The organism is Paracoccus sp. IB05, assembly GCF_016405985.1.
Lineage (GTDB): Bacteria > Pseudomonadota > Alphaproteobacteria > Rhodobacterales > Rhodobacteraceae > Pseudogemmobacter.
On record NZ_JAEFCF010000032.1, the window covers coordinates 31,677 to 47,726 of the forward strand.

The following is a 16,050-nucleotide window of genomic DNA, read 5'->3' on the forward strand; positions in this document are numbered from 1 at the left end:
GCCGGATCGACACGAAGATCAATGACCACAACCGCCCCCCTGCCCCAGGCAGACGCACAGGCCACAATCCATGCCGCGCCCCCCAGCCGAAAAGTCGCCCGAGCCATAAGCGGATCCGCCAGCCAAAGCGCCACGGGATGCATCCGGTTCCTCACAGCGCGCGCTCGGATCCAGCGCGGCTAAGGCCGGAAGACCTGGCGCGAGCTGAGAAGATCTCCGGGCACGGGCCATGTCGGAGCACTTCCAAAATCGGCGCTTTACTCTATACATGAGCAAAATATCCGCCGCGCCCGTCACATCTATATTATATCCAATAATGTTGCACACTTGGACCGAGATAATAAATCTCTGAGCAGGTCGAATATCTTTCAGTAGCTTCTGCTGGACGGAGGCCAAGACGGAACATTATCTACGTTACTGATTCAGGCGCAAGCGCTAGCAGAGAGAGTAGACGCTGTGCAATTGGGCCTTATCGCACCCCTGTGGCTCAGTTATCCTAAAGTCCGTAAAGGTGCCACTGCGCCTTCTAGCAGGCGCAGCGGTTCACAGAATCCGGCTGAGGAAATCGCGGGTGCGGCTTTCGCGTGGATTGCCGAGAACCGCTTCGGGCGTGCCTTCTTCCAGAATGCGGCCGTCATGCATGAACAGAACCCGGTCCGCGACCTCGCGGGCAAAGCCCATTTCATGGGTCACGACCAGCATCGTCATCCCGTCATCCGCCAGCGAACGCATGGCACCCAGCACCTCGCCCACCAGTTCGGGATCCAGCGCCGAGGTCGGCTCGTCGAAGAGGATCGCCTCGGGCCGCATCGCCAGCGCCCGGGCAATCGCCACGCGCTGTTGCTGGCCCCCGGACAACTGGTCCGGATAGGCTCCGGCCTTGGCGGCCAGCCCCATCCGCTCCAGCAGCGCCATGCCATGGTCACGGGCCGCAGCCACCGGCTCGCGCTTCACATGGATCGGTCCTTCGGTGACATTCTCCAGCGCGGTGCGGTGCGGGAAAAGGTTGAACCGCTGGAACACCATGGTGACACGCGTGCGCAGCGCCCGGATCGCCGGGCTGCGGGCATCGACCTTTTCACCGGCAAAGGTGATCTCGCCGCCCTCATAGGTTTCCAGCCCGTTCACGCAGCGCAAAAGCGTCGACTTCCCCGAACCAGAGGCGCCGATCAGGCAGACCACCTCTCCTTTGCCGACTGTGGTGTCGATGCCTTTCAGCACTTCCAGATCGCCAAAGCGCTTATGCAGATCGCGGATCGTGATCATTTCTTGCCGAACCTTTTTTCAAGCCACCAGGCCAGCAGCAAAAGCGGCACGCTGAGGCAGAGATAGAGACCGGCCACCAGCGTGTAGACCGTCATGTTCTGGAAGGTGGACGCCGCGAGGATCTTGCCCTGGAACGTCATCTCGGCCACCGTGATCACCGAGGCCTGGGATGTGTCTTTCAACAGCATGATCATCGTATTGCCATAGGGCGGCAACACGGTGCGCACCGCCTGGGGCAGGATCACCCGGCGCATCATCTGGCCCCAGCCCATGCCAATCGACTGCGCGGCCTCGAGCTGACCCTTGTCGACCGCCTCAAGCCCGGCGCGGAAGTTTTCCGCCATATAGCAGGAATAGGCGATGCCAAGGCCAATCGCGCCCGCCTGGAAGGCGGTCAGATCGATGCCGAATTCCGGCAGCACGAAATAGATATAGAACAGCTGCACCAGAACCGGGATGCCGCGCACGATATTGATAAAGCTGCGCGACAGGAACGAGAGGATCGGATTGCCGGAATAGCGCATCAGCGCCAGCACGAGGCCGAAGAGGGTGGCGATCACCAGTGCCGCCACCGCAAGGCCGACCGTGGTCAGCGCGCCCTGAAGAAGGATGGGCAGGTAAACCTGCGCATCCGTAAAGAATTTTTCCATCGGGCCGGGCTCAGTTCAGGTTCCATTTGATGGCAAGCGCATCCAGCTCACCATTTTCGCGGATGGTGGCGAGACCCTTGTTCACCCGCTCCAGCAGCTCGGGATTGTCTTTCGAGATGGCCAGCCCAAGCGGCAGCGAGATCTGCGGCTCGTAGCCCTCGGCCATTTTCAGATCGGGGAATTTGCCCTGGCCGATCTGATAGGCCATGATCGGCTGGTCTGCGACACCGGCCACGATCCGGCCCAGTTCCACATCGCGCATGATATCGGCGATGTTTTCATAGACCTTGATCTCGCCGATGCCTTCCATCGCCTCCAGTGCCTTGTGGAAGCTGGTGCCCTGCTGCACGCCGATCACCTTGCCGGCGGTCTCGGTCAGCGACTGGCTGTAGACGGTGGCGTCATCGGCGCGCACCACAAGACCCTCGGCATAGGGGAAGACCGGGTCCGAGAAATTGACGACTTCCTTACGCTCATCGGTGATCGACATCGCGGCGGCGATCATGTCGATACGGCCCGAATTCAGTGCCGGGATCAGCGAGGCCCAGTCGGTCGACTGCACGTCAGCCTCGAAACCCGCATGTTTGCCGATGGCATCGACCACATCGACCATCATGCCGGTAATCTCGTTCTTTTCGACATCAAGGAAGGTGAAGGGCACGCCGGTCGGCGTCGAGCCGACTTTGATCGTCTCGGCTGCAACAAATGCGGGGGCGAGGCCCGCGGTCAGGCTCAGCGCGGCGACGGTCAGGAAATGTCTGATTTTCATGGTCTGTCCTTATCGTTGTTTATCGGGCCTCTGGCCCCCCTGTCGTGCTGGCGCATCCCGGCGCCGCATCACCGCGCTCGCAAAATCTTGTGTCACGAGCTGCAATCACCGCCTCCGGCAGACCGGAGAGCAGGCATAATCGCGTTACGGCTTTGCCAGGGCTAAAGCAGATCGGAATGCCCGGGCGCTGACGTGCCGTAACGATGCGGTTCTCTGGCATTTTCTGCTGAGATCACCTGAGTTGCGGCGATTTCTTCTGTTCCTGCACCCGCAGCCCGAACCGGATCGCCCCCGCATCACAGCCAGCCAGTTGCGAATCCGTGCGAAATCCATCTGCGATGCCAGCTTTGAGCAGATTATGCCGTGACATCTTTCGCATCGGCATCACCTGTGTTCCAAAAGGGCGCAGCCTGACGCCATGAACCGCCCGGGCTGTCATGTCCCCGGCCACACCAGGATCAGCCCCCGTCATGCCGCTTTCCCGAACCGGACCGCGCCGGATCCTTGACTGGATTCTGCTTTGCACGCTTGGCCTTTCGCTGGCGAAACTGCTTGCGCTGCCGGGGATGCCGGCGGCGGCGATGCTGGGGCCGCTGATCATTGCGGCGATCCTTGCGCTCAGGGGCAGCGATATCCGCCTGCCACAGCTGGCCGTCACCATGGCCCATGCGATGGTAGGCTGTCTGATCGCGGCCGCGATGGATCCGGGGATGCTGGCACAGGCGGTCAGCCTCTGGCCCCTGATCCTGGTCTTCGTGACCCTGACCTTTGCCGCCGCCGCTCTGACCGGGCTTTTCGCCGCAAAGCGCACCGGAATTGCGCGCGACCTGACGATCTGGGGCTTTCTGCCCGGCCTGCTGGGCGCGGTGATCGAAGCCGCCGAAACCCGGGGCATCGACAGCCGGATGATCGCCCTGATCCAGATCCTTCGGCTTGTGAATGTCATTCTGGCGATGGTGGTGCTGACGGCGCTGCTGTCAGGCCCGGCCATCGCGCCCACCCCCTGGACCAAAGGCGGCGGCGCGGATTTCCACGATCAGGCGCGAGACCTGCTGCTGATCGCGGCGCTTGTGGCAAGTGGCGTGGCGGCGGCCCGCTGGCTGCGGTTTTTGCCTGCGGCGGCAACGCTGGTCCCGCTGGTGCTGACCTCGGTGCTGGCTGTCAGCGGGGTCCGGATCGCGGCTCCGGGCTGGATGGTCGCGCTGGCTTTTCTCGGGATCGGGGCGGGCGTCGGGCTGCGGTTCACCCCGGCTTTGCTGCGGATGGCGTTGCGCGCGCTGCCGGGGCTGACGCTGGCCAGCGGGCTTTTGATCCTGCTTTGCGCGGCATCCGGTCTGCTGCTGGCCTGGGTCGCGAATGTCAGCCCGCTGACAGGCATTCTTGCCACTGTGCCGGGCAGCATCGATTCCCTTGCGCTGCTGGCGATCGGCGCGGGGGCGGATGTGTCTTTCATCATGACCTTCCAGACCGTGCGGCTGTTCGCGGTGGCCCTGTTCGGCCCTGCCCTTGCCAGCTTTCTCAGCCGCAAGACCCGCTGAACGCCGCAGCAGCAAATTCTGTGAGAGACCCGGGCTTCGGCGACAAATTTCCTGAAAGCGGTGTGCAGTCTGGTCGGGTCACGCCCCTGCCAGCCACAGCATCAAGGACCAGCCCCGTGCCGCCAGGCCTTTCCGCCCCCAAGCTTTCCGCCACCTCAGACCCTTTGCTGCAACCCTTCCGCCTGAAGGGGCTGGAGCTGAAGAACCGGATCATATCGACCAGCCATGCCTCGATGCTCGATGATGGCGGCCTGCCGCTGGAACGCTATCAGGCCTATCATGAGCGCAAGGCGCGCGGCGGTCTGGCGATGACGATGATCGGCGGCTCGGCGATGACCTCGCCGGATAGTAGCTGGGGCGGCGGCCAGGTCGATCTGTCGGATGACCGGGTGATCCCGCATCTGGCGGCGCTGGCTGGCCGGGTCCAGGCGCATGGCGCAAAGATCATGGCCCAGGTCTCGCATCTGGGGCGGCGGGCGACGGCGCTTGGGGCGAACTGGCTGCCCGCGATTGCGCCCTCCAGGATGCGCGAGGTCAGAACCCGCAGCTTCCCAAAGGAAATGGACCGCGCCGATATCGACCGGGTGATCGGGGAATATGCCGCCTCGGCCCGGCGCTGTCTCGATGCGGGCTTTGACGGGATCGAGACGCTTTCGGGCGCGCATCTGATCGGGCAGTTCATGTCGCCACGGGTGAACCGGCGCACGGATGAATTTGGCGGGTCGACCGCCAATCGCGCCCGCTTTGGCCTGATGGTGCATGAAGCGATCCGCAAGGCGGTCGGTGACGCCATGCCCATCGGCTTGCGCTTCGTGATCGACGAGGGGTGTGAAGATGGCCTCTACCCCGAGGAATGCGCTGAAATCGCGCGGCTTTTCGAGGCTGAGGGCCATATCGATTTCTTCAACTGCATCTATGGTCTGATGGACAGCGACCTTTTGCTGGCCGAGACCAATATGCCCGGTCTTTACCAGAAAGACGCCCCCTTCCTCGACAATGTCGCGGCCTTCAGGCGCGAGGTGACGCTGCCGCTGATCCATGCCGCCGCGATCCGCGATGTGGCCACGGCGCGGCATGTGATCGGCTCTGGCATCGTTGATCTCGTGGGCATGACCCGCGCCCATATCGCCGACCCGGATCTGGTGCAAAAGCTGATCAGGGGCGAGGAAGACCATATCCGCCCCTGTATAGGTGCCGCCTATTGCCTCTATAAAAAGGTGAATTGCATCCATAACCCCTCGTCCGGGCGCGAAGGTAGCCTGCCGCATGATCTGACCCGGGCAGTGCAGCCGCACCGCGCGGTGGTGATCGGGGCTGGCCCGGCGGGGCTTGAGGCCGCGCGCGTCCTGGCCGAGCGTGGCCATAGCGTGACCCTGCTCGAGGCCGCAGGCGAGGCCGGCGGCCAGGTGCTGCTGGCGGCGGCCGCACCGCAGCGCGGTAATCTGATCGGGCTGATCGACTGGCGGCTGGCGGAACTGGCGCGGCTTGGCGTCGATATCCGCTACAACTGCTTTGCCGAAGGCGCAGAGGTGATGGAGCTGGCGCCGGAAATTGTCATTATAGCGACCGGAGGCCTGCCGGATCTCGACTGGCTCGACGGCGGCGATCTGTGTCAGAGCAGCTGGGACATTCTGGGCCATATGGTGCCGGGGCGTGGCGAGGTTCTGGTCTATGACGGCACCGGGCGCCAGGCGGCGCCGACAACCGCGCTGAAGCTTGCCGAAGCCGGGCATCGCCTTTCGCTGGTCACCCCCGATGACGCGCTGGCGATCGAGATGAGCTACACGGATCGCAGCGGCATCCGCAAACGCTTTCACCAGGAGGAAATCCCGGTCCTGACCGACCACCGCCTGATCCGTGTTGAGCGCGCGAGCGGGCGGCTGGTCGCGACCTTCCGAAACGAGATGACCGGCAGGGAAACCACCCGCGAGGCCGATCAGGTGATCGTCGAACATGGCAGCCTGCCGATGGACATGCTGTATCACGAATTGCGCGCGGCATCGGGCAATGATGGCGTGACCGATCAGGCCTTTGTGCTGGGCCGCAGCCCGGCCCCTGCACCGCTGCGCGAGGGGTTCGAGTTGCACCGGATCGGCGATGCCGTGGCCAGCCGCGACATTTATGCGACGATCCTCGAGAGTTTCCGGCTTTGCCGTCTCTTGTGATCAAAACCCCTGTCACGGGACAGGACGGACGCGCATCATGCTGAAACAGAAGTGCGATGAGACAGAAAAATCCGTATGTCCCGGTATATGCTGGCTTTGCAATTTTACAGGAATCCGTTGAATCCATGACGGTCAAGAGCCAGAAAAAGATCGAGTCCTTTTCCCTCAGCATCCTGCCGATGACTGTGGCGGATATTCCAAGGCTGCATCAGCTCTCGGTCGGCGCGGGCTGGATGCACCGGCCCGAGGACTGGGCTTTTGCGCTGCAGCTCGGCGATGGCGTCTTTGCCGCAGACGAGATCGGGCGGGTGGCGGGCTCGGCCATGCTTTACCCGATCACCGATGATTTCGCGGCCCTTGGCATGGTGATCATCGCGCCGCGGCTGATCGAACATGGCACCGATCACTGGCTGGTCGAACAGATGCTCGACCGCTCGGGCGGGCGCGATCTGGTGGTCAGCGCCACGCCCGAGGCCTATCCGGTCTATATCTCGCATGGCTTCCGCGCCGGGCGCACCGTGTTCCAGTTCCAGGCCGTGGTTCCGGAAACCGTAGCCCGGGTCCCCGGCGCGCGCGCGATGCGCGCCGGGGACCTGCCGCGCCTGCGCGCGATCGACGCCGCCGCCTATCCGGTCTCGCGCGACCAGGTGCTGGATCTGTTGTTCCCGATCTCGACCGGCACCGTGATCGAACGGGATGGCGAGATCACCGGCTATGCGCTGAGCCGCCAGTTCGGGCGCGGCCAGATCATCGGCCCGATTGTCGCGCTGAACGAAGAGGACGCGATTGCGCTGACCGCGCCGCATATCCTGGCCAATGCGGGCGGTTTCGTGCGGGTTGATACCCGGCAATCCGAAGGCCCGTTCCGCGATTACCTGCAAGCGAGCGGGTTGAAACTGGTCGATACCGTCATTTCGATGGCGCGCGGCGAAGACCGGCGCGGCACGGGGCCGCAACGGATTTTCGGCCTGATCAACCAGGGCATCGGCTGAGACCAGGCCCCACGGCAGAAATGCCTCAAGGCGGGCGTGCTGCTGGCACAGGATGCTTTCTGCCCCCGGTATTCAGAGGGTTTTGCCGGGCCGCCCTGACTATCCTTGGCCTCAAAGCACCCGTCCAAGGCAAAGGAAGCCCGTCATGTCGGTCTATCGCGCAGGTAAAATCCGCCTTTCCGAAGATGTCCGCCCCGAGCTGGCCGATGTCTGCCTGCCCGGGCCGGATGAGAGTGTGCTGGGACAATATGCCAGGATGCGCCCGCAGCTGGCGGCATTTCATGCTTTCGACAAGGCGCATATCCTGATGCTGGCCGAGGAAGGCCTGATCCCCCGCGGCGATGCGGCTTTGATGCTGGCGGAACTGCGCCGCGTTGAAGAGGGCGATGAGATCGAGACCCGCGCCGCCACCGCTGAACATATGCATTCGGGCGAGGCGATCCTGACCGCGCGGCTTGGCCGCGAGGTGGCGGGCAAAATGCATCTGGGGCGCAGCTCAGGCGATTTGCTGACGGTCTCGTTTCGCTTCGCGTTGCGCGAGAAACTCTTGCGGGTCACTGCACATCTGAACGCGTTGCGCCGCGCGGTGCTGGATCTGGCGGCGGCCCATATCGACACGGTGATGCCGGGCTGCACCCATCTGCAACACGCGCAGCCCGAGAGTTTCGCGCATTACCTCCTGTCCTGGGCCAGCGCCTTTGACCGCGATGCCGAGCGGATTGCGCAATTCTACCGCCGCCTGAACCTCAGCCCGGCAGGCGCCGCGATCCTGAACGGATCGGAATTCGCGCTGAACCGCGAAAGGGTCGGCAATCTTCTCGGCTTTGACGGCCTGGCGCTCAACACCCGTGATGCTGTCTGGGGCCGCGATATCGAGATCGAGGCGCAATCGGTGATGGTCATCCTTGCGGGCAATTTCAACCGCTTTGCCGAGGATCTGATGCTCTGGTCGGCGCCGGAATTCGGCTGGGTGGAAACGGCGGACGGCTTCTGTGGCACCAGTTCGATCATGCCGCAAAAGAAGAACCCCAATGCGCTGGAATGCCTGAAAGGCGTGGTGGCGACCGCGACTGGCTTCCTGATGGGCACGCTGATGGTGCATAAGAACCCCTCGAATGTGCCGGTCTTTGACTGGGTGCGCACCATGTCGGACGCCTGGCGCAATTATGACGAGATGAACGGCGCATTGCGGCTGATGACGGCAGTCGTGCGCGACCTGACCGTCCATAGCGACCGGATGGCGGCGGCCTCGACCCGGCATTGGGCAACGGCGACCGACCTCGCCTCGGCGCTGGTGCGCGAGGCGGGCATCCCCTGGCGCGCGGCGCATCAGATCACCGGCATCACCGTGCGCCTTGCGATTGACGAAGGTGTCGCCCCCGAGGCGCTGACCACGGCGCTGGTTGACCGCGCGGCGGTGGAACATCAGGGCAAGGGGCTTGGCCTCTCGCAGGCGGTGATCTCGGATGCGATGGACCCGCTGCGCTCGATCTCGCGCCAGCTGCTGCCCGGTGGCCCGGCCAGGCCCCGTGTCGAGGAAGCCCTGGTCGCGCATGAGGATCAGCTGGTTCAGGATGCGGGCTGGCTGGCCGAGGCCGAAGGCCGGGTCAAAGCATCAGAGGTCCGGCTGGAGGCTGCGATCGACGCGCTGCTGGCCTGACCACGGATTGGTGGGGGGTAACCCCCACCGATCAGAAATCGAACAGCGTTTTCAGCGGCAGATGCGATTTCGCAAAGGGCGTCTTGATCACGACAAAGCTGAAATATTTGTCGATGCCGACATCGCTGTCGATCAGCTTCTCCATGATCTCCTGGTAATCCGAGATCCCGGCAGTGACGAATTTGATCAGGTAGTCATAGCCGCCCGAAACCAGATGGCATTCGACCACCTCCTCGATCTTTTCCAGCGCCTGCTGAAAGCGGGCAAAGTCGATCTGGCGGTGGTTTTTCAGTGTCACCTCGGTGAAAACCGTCAGGGTCGGCCCCAGTTTCGCGATATTGATCTGTGCCGCATAGCCGGTGATATAGCCCGCCTGTTGCAGCTTTTTCACCCGCATCAGACAGGGGCTGGGCGAAAGATGCACCATCTCGGCCAGCTCGACATTGCTGATGCGGCCGTTCTTTTGCAGCTCGTGCAGAATACGAATGTCGATACGGTCCAGTTTCACCGGCACACCTTAGATTGTCATATGGGTTACCGCAGCAGGCTGCCCTTCCTTAGCATATCATGCCGCCATGACAATATGACACCTGTGCGACACGCGGAAAATACATCCCGTTTCGCAGAATATTCAGAGGTTTTTCTGCCCTGGCGTCGTCATTTCATACGGCAGAAAATGCCGGTTCTGGCGTCAGCCGCAGCAAAGCTCTGAAACCGTGCGGCGCAACAGGCTGAGGCAATCACCCAGTTCGCTCTTTGTGATGAATTCATCTGCCCGATGCGCCCGGGTGATCGAGCCGGGGCCGCAAATCACCGAAGGAACCCCCGCCGCATGGAAAAGCCCCGCCTCGGTGCCGTAGCTGACCGATTGCTGCACCGCCCGCCCGGAAAGGCGTGACAGCAGGCTGGCAAGGCCCGGATCTTCGGGCGGCGGCAAGGCGGGATATGAGGACAGCTCCTCCCAGGCCAGGCCGAGACGCTGATCCGCAGCGATGCGTTCCGCTGCGGCGCGGACAAGCGCGGCGATATCAACCGGGCTGACACCTGGAATGGTGCGGACCTCAAACTCCAGCCGGGCAAGTGCGGGGATGATATTGACCGCCTGCCCACCCTGGATCACCCCGGCCTGGAGCGTTGACCAGGCGGGCGAGAATTGTGGATCGAACGGCCCCTCGACCTCCAGCTGCGCGGCGAGGTCGCGCAGGACCAAAGTCAGTTCTGCCGCCGGATAAATCGCGTTCAGCCCGAGGCGCGGGTCGGAGGAATGGCCGGGCCTTCCCGTGAATTGCACCGCTGCGGCCAGTTTCCCCTTATGCGACAGCACCGGATGCAGGTCGCTCGGCTCGCCCACGATACAGCCCATGGGCGGGCCGCAAAGACCCGGCAGTGCCGCAATCATATGGCCCACGCCGCGACAGCCGATCTCTTCATCATAAGACACCGCGATATGCACCGGGCGGGCCAGATCCATCGCGAGGAATTCCGGCACCAGCGCCAGCATACAGGCGACAAAGCCCTTCATGTCGGTGGTGCCGCGCCCGTAAAGCCGGTCGCCCTGCGCGGTCAGCCGAAAGGGGTCGGTCGCCCAGTCCTGGCCCGCCACCGGCACCACATCCGAATGACCCGAAAGGATATAGCCGGGCCGGTCAGCGGGGCCGATGCTGGCGAAAACATTGGTGCGATCCCCCTCTGGACCCTTGATGGTGGTGAAGCGGACCCCCGGTCGCGCCAGCTCTGAGGCGAGGCAATCCGTCACCTCCGCATTCGGTGTGCCCGGAAGCGAGGCGATCCCCACAAGATCCGCGAGGATCCGCGTGGCTGCGGCCCCGACAGTCGTCTCTTGCGAAATCGCGTCCATCTTCGTCCTCCATCACTGCGCCCCTTGTCGCACCGCGCCCGGCGCACATGTTGCCGAAGAGCGCCCCACCGGCATCATTCTGTGCTTTCCCCCCGCCAGCGCCCGCGATCCGCCACACAGAATTCCGTCACCGGCAGGCGAAACGGGACAATCCACTCTGCCTCCCCCCGCGCCAGGCGCAATTCTGCGGCCCGGGCTCTGCTAGGCTGCGCACGGAACCTCAGGCCCGGATTTACGAAAGGCATCCCATGACCCTCTCTTTTGACCCCGGCAGTCTTGCGCTCCCCGTTGGCCATTTCATCGGCGGCAGGCTGATCCCGGCGGAAGGGGTGATCCCGATGCAGCGCCCGTCCGATGGGGAAAGCGCCGGGTTTTGCCCGCTGGCCGATGCGGGCATCGTGGATCAGGCCGTGGAAAATGCCCGTGCGGCGCTGAAATCCTCGGGCTGGGGCGCGGTCGCCCCGCGGGATCGCACCCGCGCCATGCAGGCCTGGGCCGATCTGATCGAGGCCGATGTTGCCGTGCTTGGCCGTCTTGAGGCGGTATCGTCCACCCGCCTGATTTCCCAGGTGCCGCCCTTTGACATTGGCGTCACCGCCGAACAGATCCGCTTTTTCGCCGAACTGGCCGATAAGGAATGCGGCGCGCTGGTGCCGACGCGGGACGCGTCCCTTGGCATGATCATGGATGAGCCGATCGGGGTGATCGGTGCGATCACGCCGTGGAATTTCCCGATCACCATGGCGGGGTGGAAACTGGGCCCCGCGCTCGCGGCAGGAAATGCTGTGGTGCTGAAACCGTCCGAACTGACGCCCTGGTCGGCGATCCGGCTCGCGGAACTGGCGGTGAAGGCAGGCATTCCGGCGGGGATTATCAATATCGTGCTGGGGGATGGGCCGGTCACCGGCAATGCGCTGACCGGGCATCCAGGCGTCGGCAAAGTCAGTTTCACCGGATCGACCGGGGCGGGCCAGGCGATCATGGGCAATGTCGCGCGCACCGGCATCAAGCCCGTGACGCTGGAGCTGGGCGGTAAGTCGCCGCAGGTGGTTTTCGCCGATGCCGACATCGCCTTGGCCGCGCGCTGCATCGCGGGCAGCATCCTCTTCAACGCGGGCCAGGCCTGTGTGGCGGGCAGCCGCGTGCTCGTCGAGGAATCGGTCGCCCCTGCCCTCGCCGATGCGCTGATCGCGCATTTCACCGCAGTGAAGCCCGGCAAGACCTGGGAAGAGGGTGGGGATTTCTCGCCCGTGATCTCGTCGCGCCAGATTGCGCGGATGGATGGCATCATCGGTGCCGCCAGAGACCAGGGCGCCGAGGTGCTGACCGGCGGCGCGCAGATGGATCGCCCGGGCTATTATTACCAGCCGACGATACTGGCCGGGGTCACGCAAAACTCGCCCGCCGTCACCGAGGAGATCTTCGGCCCGGTCCTAACCTTCCAGACCTTCGCCTCGGACGATCAGGCGCTGCAGATGGCCGATCACCCGACCTATGGGCTTTGTTCGGGGGTCTATACGAAAGACCTGTCGCGCGCGGTCCGCATGACCCGTGGCATCGAGGCCGGCACGATCTGGGTCAACCGCTACGGCCGCTCGCGCGACCATGTGCTGCCGACGGGGGGCTACAAATCCTCCGGCATCGGCAAGGATCTGGGCCGCGAGGCCTATCACGCCAACCGCCGCTCAAAAAGCGTGCTGATCGACCTTTGATGGAGACGGACATGACCACCTATCGTATCGCGCTGATCCCCGGTGACGGCATTGGCACCGCTGTGACCGAAGCCGCATTTGCCGTGGCGCAAAAGGCCGCGCGCGGCGTAACGCTGGAAGGGGTGACCTTCCCCTGGTCCTGCGAATATTACGTTGAGCATGGCCGGATGATGCCCGAAGACGGGATCGAGACCCTGCGCGGGTTTGATGCCATTTACCTTGGTGCGGTCGGCTGGCCCGCGAAAGTGCCGGATTCCGTCTCGCTGCACGGGCTTTTGCTGCCGATCCGCAAGGCTTTCGTGCAATACGCGAATATCCGCCCGCACCGCCTGCTGCCGGGCGTCGAAGGTCCGCTGAAGACCCGCGATTTCGACATTCTCTGCATCCGCGAGAATACCGAGGGTGAATATTCCGGCGCTGGCGGCCGGGTCCATGTCGGGACACCTGATGAGGTGGCGGTCGAGACCTCGGTCTTCACCCGCGCCGGTGTCGAGCGGATCATCCGCTTCGGCTTTGACCATGCGATGAAGCGGCGGAAAAAGCTGGCCTCTGTCACCAAATCGAATGCGCAGAAATATTCGATGGTCTTCTGGGATGAGATCACTGACCTCGTGGCAAAGGAATACCCCGAGGTCGAGGTCGCCCATTACCATATCGACGCCATGTGCGCGCGGATGGTGATGGCGCCGGAAAGCCTCGACGTGGTGGTTGCCTCGAACCTTTTCGGCGACATCCTGACCGATCTTGGCGCGGCGATCCAGGGCGGTCTCGGTTTCGCGGCCTCGGCCAATATCAACCCCGACCGCTCGGCGCCTTCGATGTTCGAGCCCGTGCATGGCTCCGCGCCTGACATCGCGCATCTCGGTATCGCCAATCCGATGGCGGCGATCTGGTCAGCAGCGCAGATGCTGGATCATCTGGGCGAGACTGAAGCCTCCACCCGCATCCTGACCGCGATGGAAGCGGTGACCGCGCAAGGCATCGGCACCAAACCGGGCCAGGATAAGACCGAGGTGATCACGAATGCGGTTCTCGCCGCGCTGGAGGCGTAAATGACCCTCGGATTGAAAGATGCAGGACTCTTCCGCCAGCAGGCCCTGATCGGCGGCGACTGGATCGATGCCGCTTCTGGCAAGACCGTCGAGGTGACGAACCCGGCAACCGGCTCGGTGATGGGCAGGATCCCTGACCTCTCGGCAGATGAGACCGCCCGGGCGGTGGATGAGGCGAACACCGCTTTTGCGGCCTGGAAACGCACGACGCATGGCCATCGCGCGACGGTTCTGGAACGCTGGTTCGCGCTGATGGAGGAACATGCCGACGACCTCGCGCGCCTTCTGACGCTGGAACAGGGCAAACCGCTGGCCGAGGCCAAAGGCGAGATCGCCTATGGGGCGTCCTTTGTGAAATGGTTCGCCGAAGAGGCGCGGCGGATCGACGGCACCGTGATCCCCGCGCCCAACGGCGACCGCCGCATCCTGACACTAAAAGAACCGGTCGGCGTCTCGGGTATCATCACGCCCTGGAATTTCCCCAATGCGATGATCACCCGCAAGGTTGGCCCGGCGCTGGCGGCGGGCTGCACGGTTGTGATCAAACCCTCTGAATTCACGCCCTATTCCGCGCTGGCGCTTGGCGTTCTGGCGAAACGGGCGGGTATTCCTGCGGGGGTGATCAATATCGTCACCGGTATGCCTGCGGAAATCGGCGCAGAGCTGACCTCTAACCCGGTGGTGCGGAAAATCTCCTTCACCGGATCGACCCGGATTGGCTCGCTTCTGATGGCGCAATCGGCGCCGACGGTGAAGCGGCTCTCGCTGGAGCTCGGCGGCAATGCGCCCTTCATCGTCTTTGATGATGCCGATATCGATTCGGCGGTCGAAGGCGCAATCGTCTCGAAATTCCGCAATGGCGGCCAGACCTGCGTCTGTTCGAACCGCATCCTCGTGCAGGCGGGGGTCTATGACGCTTTCGCCGCAAAGCTCGGGGCAAGAGTCCAGGCGATGAAGGTCGGCACCGGCTTTGACGAAGGCGTCGAGATCGGCCCGATGATCAACCGCGCCGCCATCGACAAGATCGACCGCCATGTCGCGGATGCCCTGGCGAAAGGCGCGAAAATCGCCGCGAAGGCTGATGTGCCAGAGGGTCAGTATGCCGCGCCCGTGGTGCTGACCGGCGCCACCACCGAGATGGATCTGGCATCGGAAGAGACCTTCGGCCCGGTCGCGCCGCTGTTCCGGTTCGAGACGGAAGACGAAGCGATTGCCCTGGCGAACGCCACCCCCTTCGGCCTTGCCGCCTATTTCTACACCGAGAACATCCGCCGCGCCTGGCGGGTGGGCGAGGCGCTGGAATTCGGCATGGTCGGGCTGAACACCGGCGCGGTTTCCACCACTGTCTCGCCCTTTGGCGGCGTCAAACAGTCTGGCCTTGGCCGTGAAGGTGCGCGCGCGGGGATCGACGAATATCTGGAAATCAAAGCTTTCCATATGGGCGGGCTCTGAAGCGGCAGAAAATGCCGCCATTGGCCCGATCATGGCCTCGCGCGCAGAAACATCCCGGGGGGCAGGTGCAGACCTGCCCCTTATTCATTGGTGAAAAGGAAAATTTTCCCGGTTTCGGCCCCGCAACATGCTGCCGTCCCCCCCGCGCAATACAGAGTTTTCTGCTATGCGTGGCGCACAAACGGGCAAGGCGCGCTGCATCTCCGCCGTAGGATCGCATCAGAACACACTGGCACCAGCCGCTTCTCCAGACAGGGAAAAGACCGATGACCACCCGCCCCAAATTCGTCACCTTCGACTGCCACGGCACCTTGATCAATTTCGACATGGCCGGTGCTGCCCGCCGCCTTTACGGGGACCACCTTTCCGAAGAGGCAATGGTGAAATTCATCCGCGACTTCTCGCGCTACCGCCTTGATGAGGTGCTGGGCGCCTGGAAGCCCTATTACGACGTCGTCCATGCCTCGCTGGAGCGCACCTGCAAACTGAATGGCATCGCCTTTACCGAGGCCGCAGCGCAGCAGGTCTATGCCGAAGTCCCGACCTGGGGCCCGCATGCCGATGTGCCGGCTGGTCTTGCCAAACTCGCGAAAGAAATCCCGCTGGTGATCCTGTCGAATGCGATGAACGACCAGATCATGTCGAATGTCGAAAAGCTGGGCGCGCCCTTCCATATGGTCATCACCGCCGAGGAAACCGGCGCCTATAAGCCGCAGATGAAGGGCTTTGAGGTGATGTTCGACAAGCTCGGCTGCGGGCCGGAAGATGTGACCCATGTCTCGGCCTCGTTCCGCTATGACCTGCAGACCGCGCATGACCTGAACATCCCGAACAAGGTCTTCGTCAATCGCGGCTATGAGCCGGTGAACCCCTTCTACACCCAGCATGTCATCGATGATATCGGCGGCCTGCCGGGCGTTTTCGGCATCAACTGAG

General features: G+C 63.4%; 13 protein-coding genes. 8 read left to right on the top strand and 5 right to left on the bottom strand.

The genetic code is table 11. The features are described 5' to 3' along the window. Positions 1–543 precede the first annotated feature (543 nt). The 3 genes from JC607_RS18400 to JC607_RS18410 are packed head-to-tail and all read right to left on the bottom strand — an operon-like array spanning position 544 to position 2,685. Positions 544–1,266 carry an amino acid ABC transporter ATP-binding protein gene (locus JC607_RS18400; protein WP_198838348.1) on the bottom strand — a complete coding sequence of 241 codons (723 nt, stop codon included), beginning with the start codon at positions 1,264–1,266 and terminating at the stop codon, positions 544–546. Further along, positions 1,263–1,916 (bottom strand): amino acid ABC transporter permease, encoded by a 654-nt coding sequence (locus JC607_RS18405; protein WP_198838349.1) that lies wholly within the window; start codon positions 1,914–1,916, stop codon positions 1,263–1,265. Before JC607_RS18405 ends, JC607_RS18400 begins: the two co-directional genes overlap by 4 nt. A gap of 10 nt (positions 1,917–1,926) precedes the next feature. Beyond that, positions 1,927–2,685 (bottom strand): ABC transporter substrate-binding protein, encoded by a 759-nt coding sequence (locus tag JC607_RS18410; RefSeq protein ID WP_198838350.1) that lies wholly within the window; start codon positions 2,683–2,685, stop codon positions 1,927–1,929. Positions 2,686–3,155: 470 nt separating this feature from the next. Here JC607_RS18410 and JC607_RS18415 point away from each other — a divergent pair, with 470 nt between their 5' ends. From JC607_RS18415 to argH, 4 genes are all read left to right on the top strand, one after another. Continuing rightward, positions 3,156–4,223 (top strand): AbrB family transcriptional regulator, encoded by a 1,068-nt coding sequence (locus JC607_RS18415; protein ID WP_198838351.1) that lies wholly within the window; start codon positions 3,156–3,158, stop codon positions 4,221–4,223. 116 nt (positions 4,224–4,339) lie between these two features. Continuing rightward, positions 4,340–6,388: an FAD-dependent oxidoreductase gene (locus tag JC607_RS18420; protein WP_370584870.1), complete on the top strand. Its 2,049-nt coding sequence runs from the start codon at positions 4,340–4,342 to the stop codon at positions 6,386–6,388. Between the two features lie 125 nt (positions 6,389–6,513). Next, positions 6,514–7,380 (top strand): N-acetyltransferase, encoded by an 867-nt coding sequence (locus JC607_RS18425; RefSeq protein WP_198838352.1) that lies wholly within the window; start codon positions 6,514–6,516, stop codon positions 7,378–7,380. A gap of 145 nt (positions 7,381–7,525) precedes the next feature. Then, complete coding sequence (gene argH / locus JC607_RS18430; protein ID WP_198838353.1) at positions 7,526–9,040, top strand: argininosuccinate lyase; 1,515 nt, start codon at positions 7,526–7,528, stop codon at positions 9,038–9,040. 31 nt (positions 9,041–9,071) lie between these two features. On the opposite strand, the gene JC607_RS18435 is transcribed toward argH, so the two are convergent. Both JC607_RS18435 and argE read right to left on the bottom strand, forming a co-directional pair. Then, positions 9,072–9,548, bottom strand: coding sequence for an Lrp/AsnC family transcriptional regulator (locus JC607_RS18435; RefSeq protein ID WP_198838354.1), 477 nt, complete (start codon positions 9,546–9,548; stop codon positions 9,072–9,074). A 183-nt stretch (positions 9,549–9,731) separates the two neighbouring features. Then, a complete protein-coding gene (gene argE / locus JC607_RS18440; protein ID WP_198838355.1) occupies positions 9,732–10,898 on the bottom strand; it encodes an acetylornithine deacetylase in 1,167 nt (388 codons plus the stop codon). 248 nt (positions 10,899–11,146) lie between these two features. Between argE and JC607_RS18445 the strand changes: the two genes are divergently transcribed. From JC607_RS18445 to JC607_RS18460, 4 genes are all read left to right on the top strand, one after another. After that, the gene (locus tag JC607_RS18445; RefSeq protein ID WP_198838356.1) at positions 11,147–12,610 is read left to right on the top strand and encodes an aldehyde dehydrogenase; all 1,464 of its coding nucleotides are present in this window, start codon (positions 11,147–11,149) and stop codon (positions 12,608–12,610) included. 11 nt (positions 12,611–12,621) lie between these two features. Continuing rightward, positions 12,622–13,662, top strand: a complete 1,041-nt coding sequence (locus JC607_RS18450; RefSeq protein WP_198838357.1) for a tartrate dehydrogenase — start codon at positions 12,622–12,624, stop codon at positions 13,660–13,662. After that, positions 13,663–15,114, top strand: coding sequence for an NAD-dependent succinate-semialdehyde dehydrogenase (locus JC607_RS18455; protein WP_198838358.1), 1,452 nt, complete (start codon positions 13,663–13,665; stop codon positions 15,112–15,114). Between the two features lie 266 nt (positions 15,115–15,380). Then, a complete protein-coding gene (locus JC607_RS18460; protein ID WP_198838359.1) occupies positions 15,381–16,049 on the top strand; it encodes a haloacid dehalogenase type II in 669 nt (222 codons plus the stop codon). Position 16,050: the final 1 nt, after the last annotated feature.

Excerpts from the sequence above, each read along its gene's own strand:
- JC607_RS18400 (WP_198838348.1), bottom strand. The coding sequence starts at position 1,266 with ATGATCACGATCCGCGATCTGCATAAGCGCTTTGGCGATCTGGAAGTG.
- JC607_RS18405 (WP_198838349.1), bottom strand. The coding sequence starts at position 1,916 with ATGGAAAAATTCTTTACGGATGCGCAGGTTTACCTGCCCATCCTTCTT.
- JC607_RS18410 (WP_198838350.1), bottom strand. The coding sequence starts at position 2,685 with ATGAAAATCAGACATTTCCTGACCGTCGCCGCGCTGAGCCTGACCGCG.
- JC607_RS18415 (WP_198838351.1), top strand. The coding sequence starts at position 3,156 with ATGCCGCTTTCCCGAACCGGACCGCGCCGGATCCTTGACTGGATTCTG.
- JC607_RS18425 (WP_198838352.1), top strand. The coding sequence starts at position 6,514 with ATGACGGTCAAGAGCCAGAAAAAGATCGAGTCCTTTTCCCTCAGCATC.
- argH (WP_198838353.1), top strand. The coding sequence starts at position 7,526 with ATGTCGGTCTATCGCGCAGGTAAAATCCGCCTTTCCGAAGATGTCCGC.
- argE (WP_198838355.1), bottom strand. The coding sequence starts at position 10,898 with ATGGACGCGATTTCGCAAGAGACGACTGTCGGGGCCGCAGCCACGCGG.
- JC607_RS18445 (WP_198838356.1), top strand. The coding sequence starts at position 11,147 with ATGACCCTCTCTTTTGACCCCGGCAGTCTTGCGCTCCCCGTTGGCCAT.
- JC607_RS18450 (WP_198838357.1), top strand. The coding sequence starts at position 12,622 with ATGACCACCTATCGTATCGCGCTGATCCCCGGTGACGGCATTGGCACC.
- JC607_RS18455 (WP_198838358.1), top strand. The coding sequence starts at position 13,663 with ATGACCCTCGGATTGAAAGATGCAGGACTCTTCCGCCAGCAGGCCCTG.
- JC607_RS18460 (WP_198838359.1), top strand. The coding sequence starts at position 15,381 with ATGACCACCCGCCCCAAATTCGTCACCTTCGACTGCCACGGCACCTTG.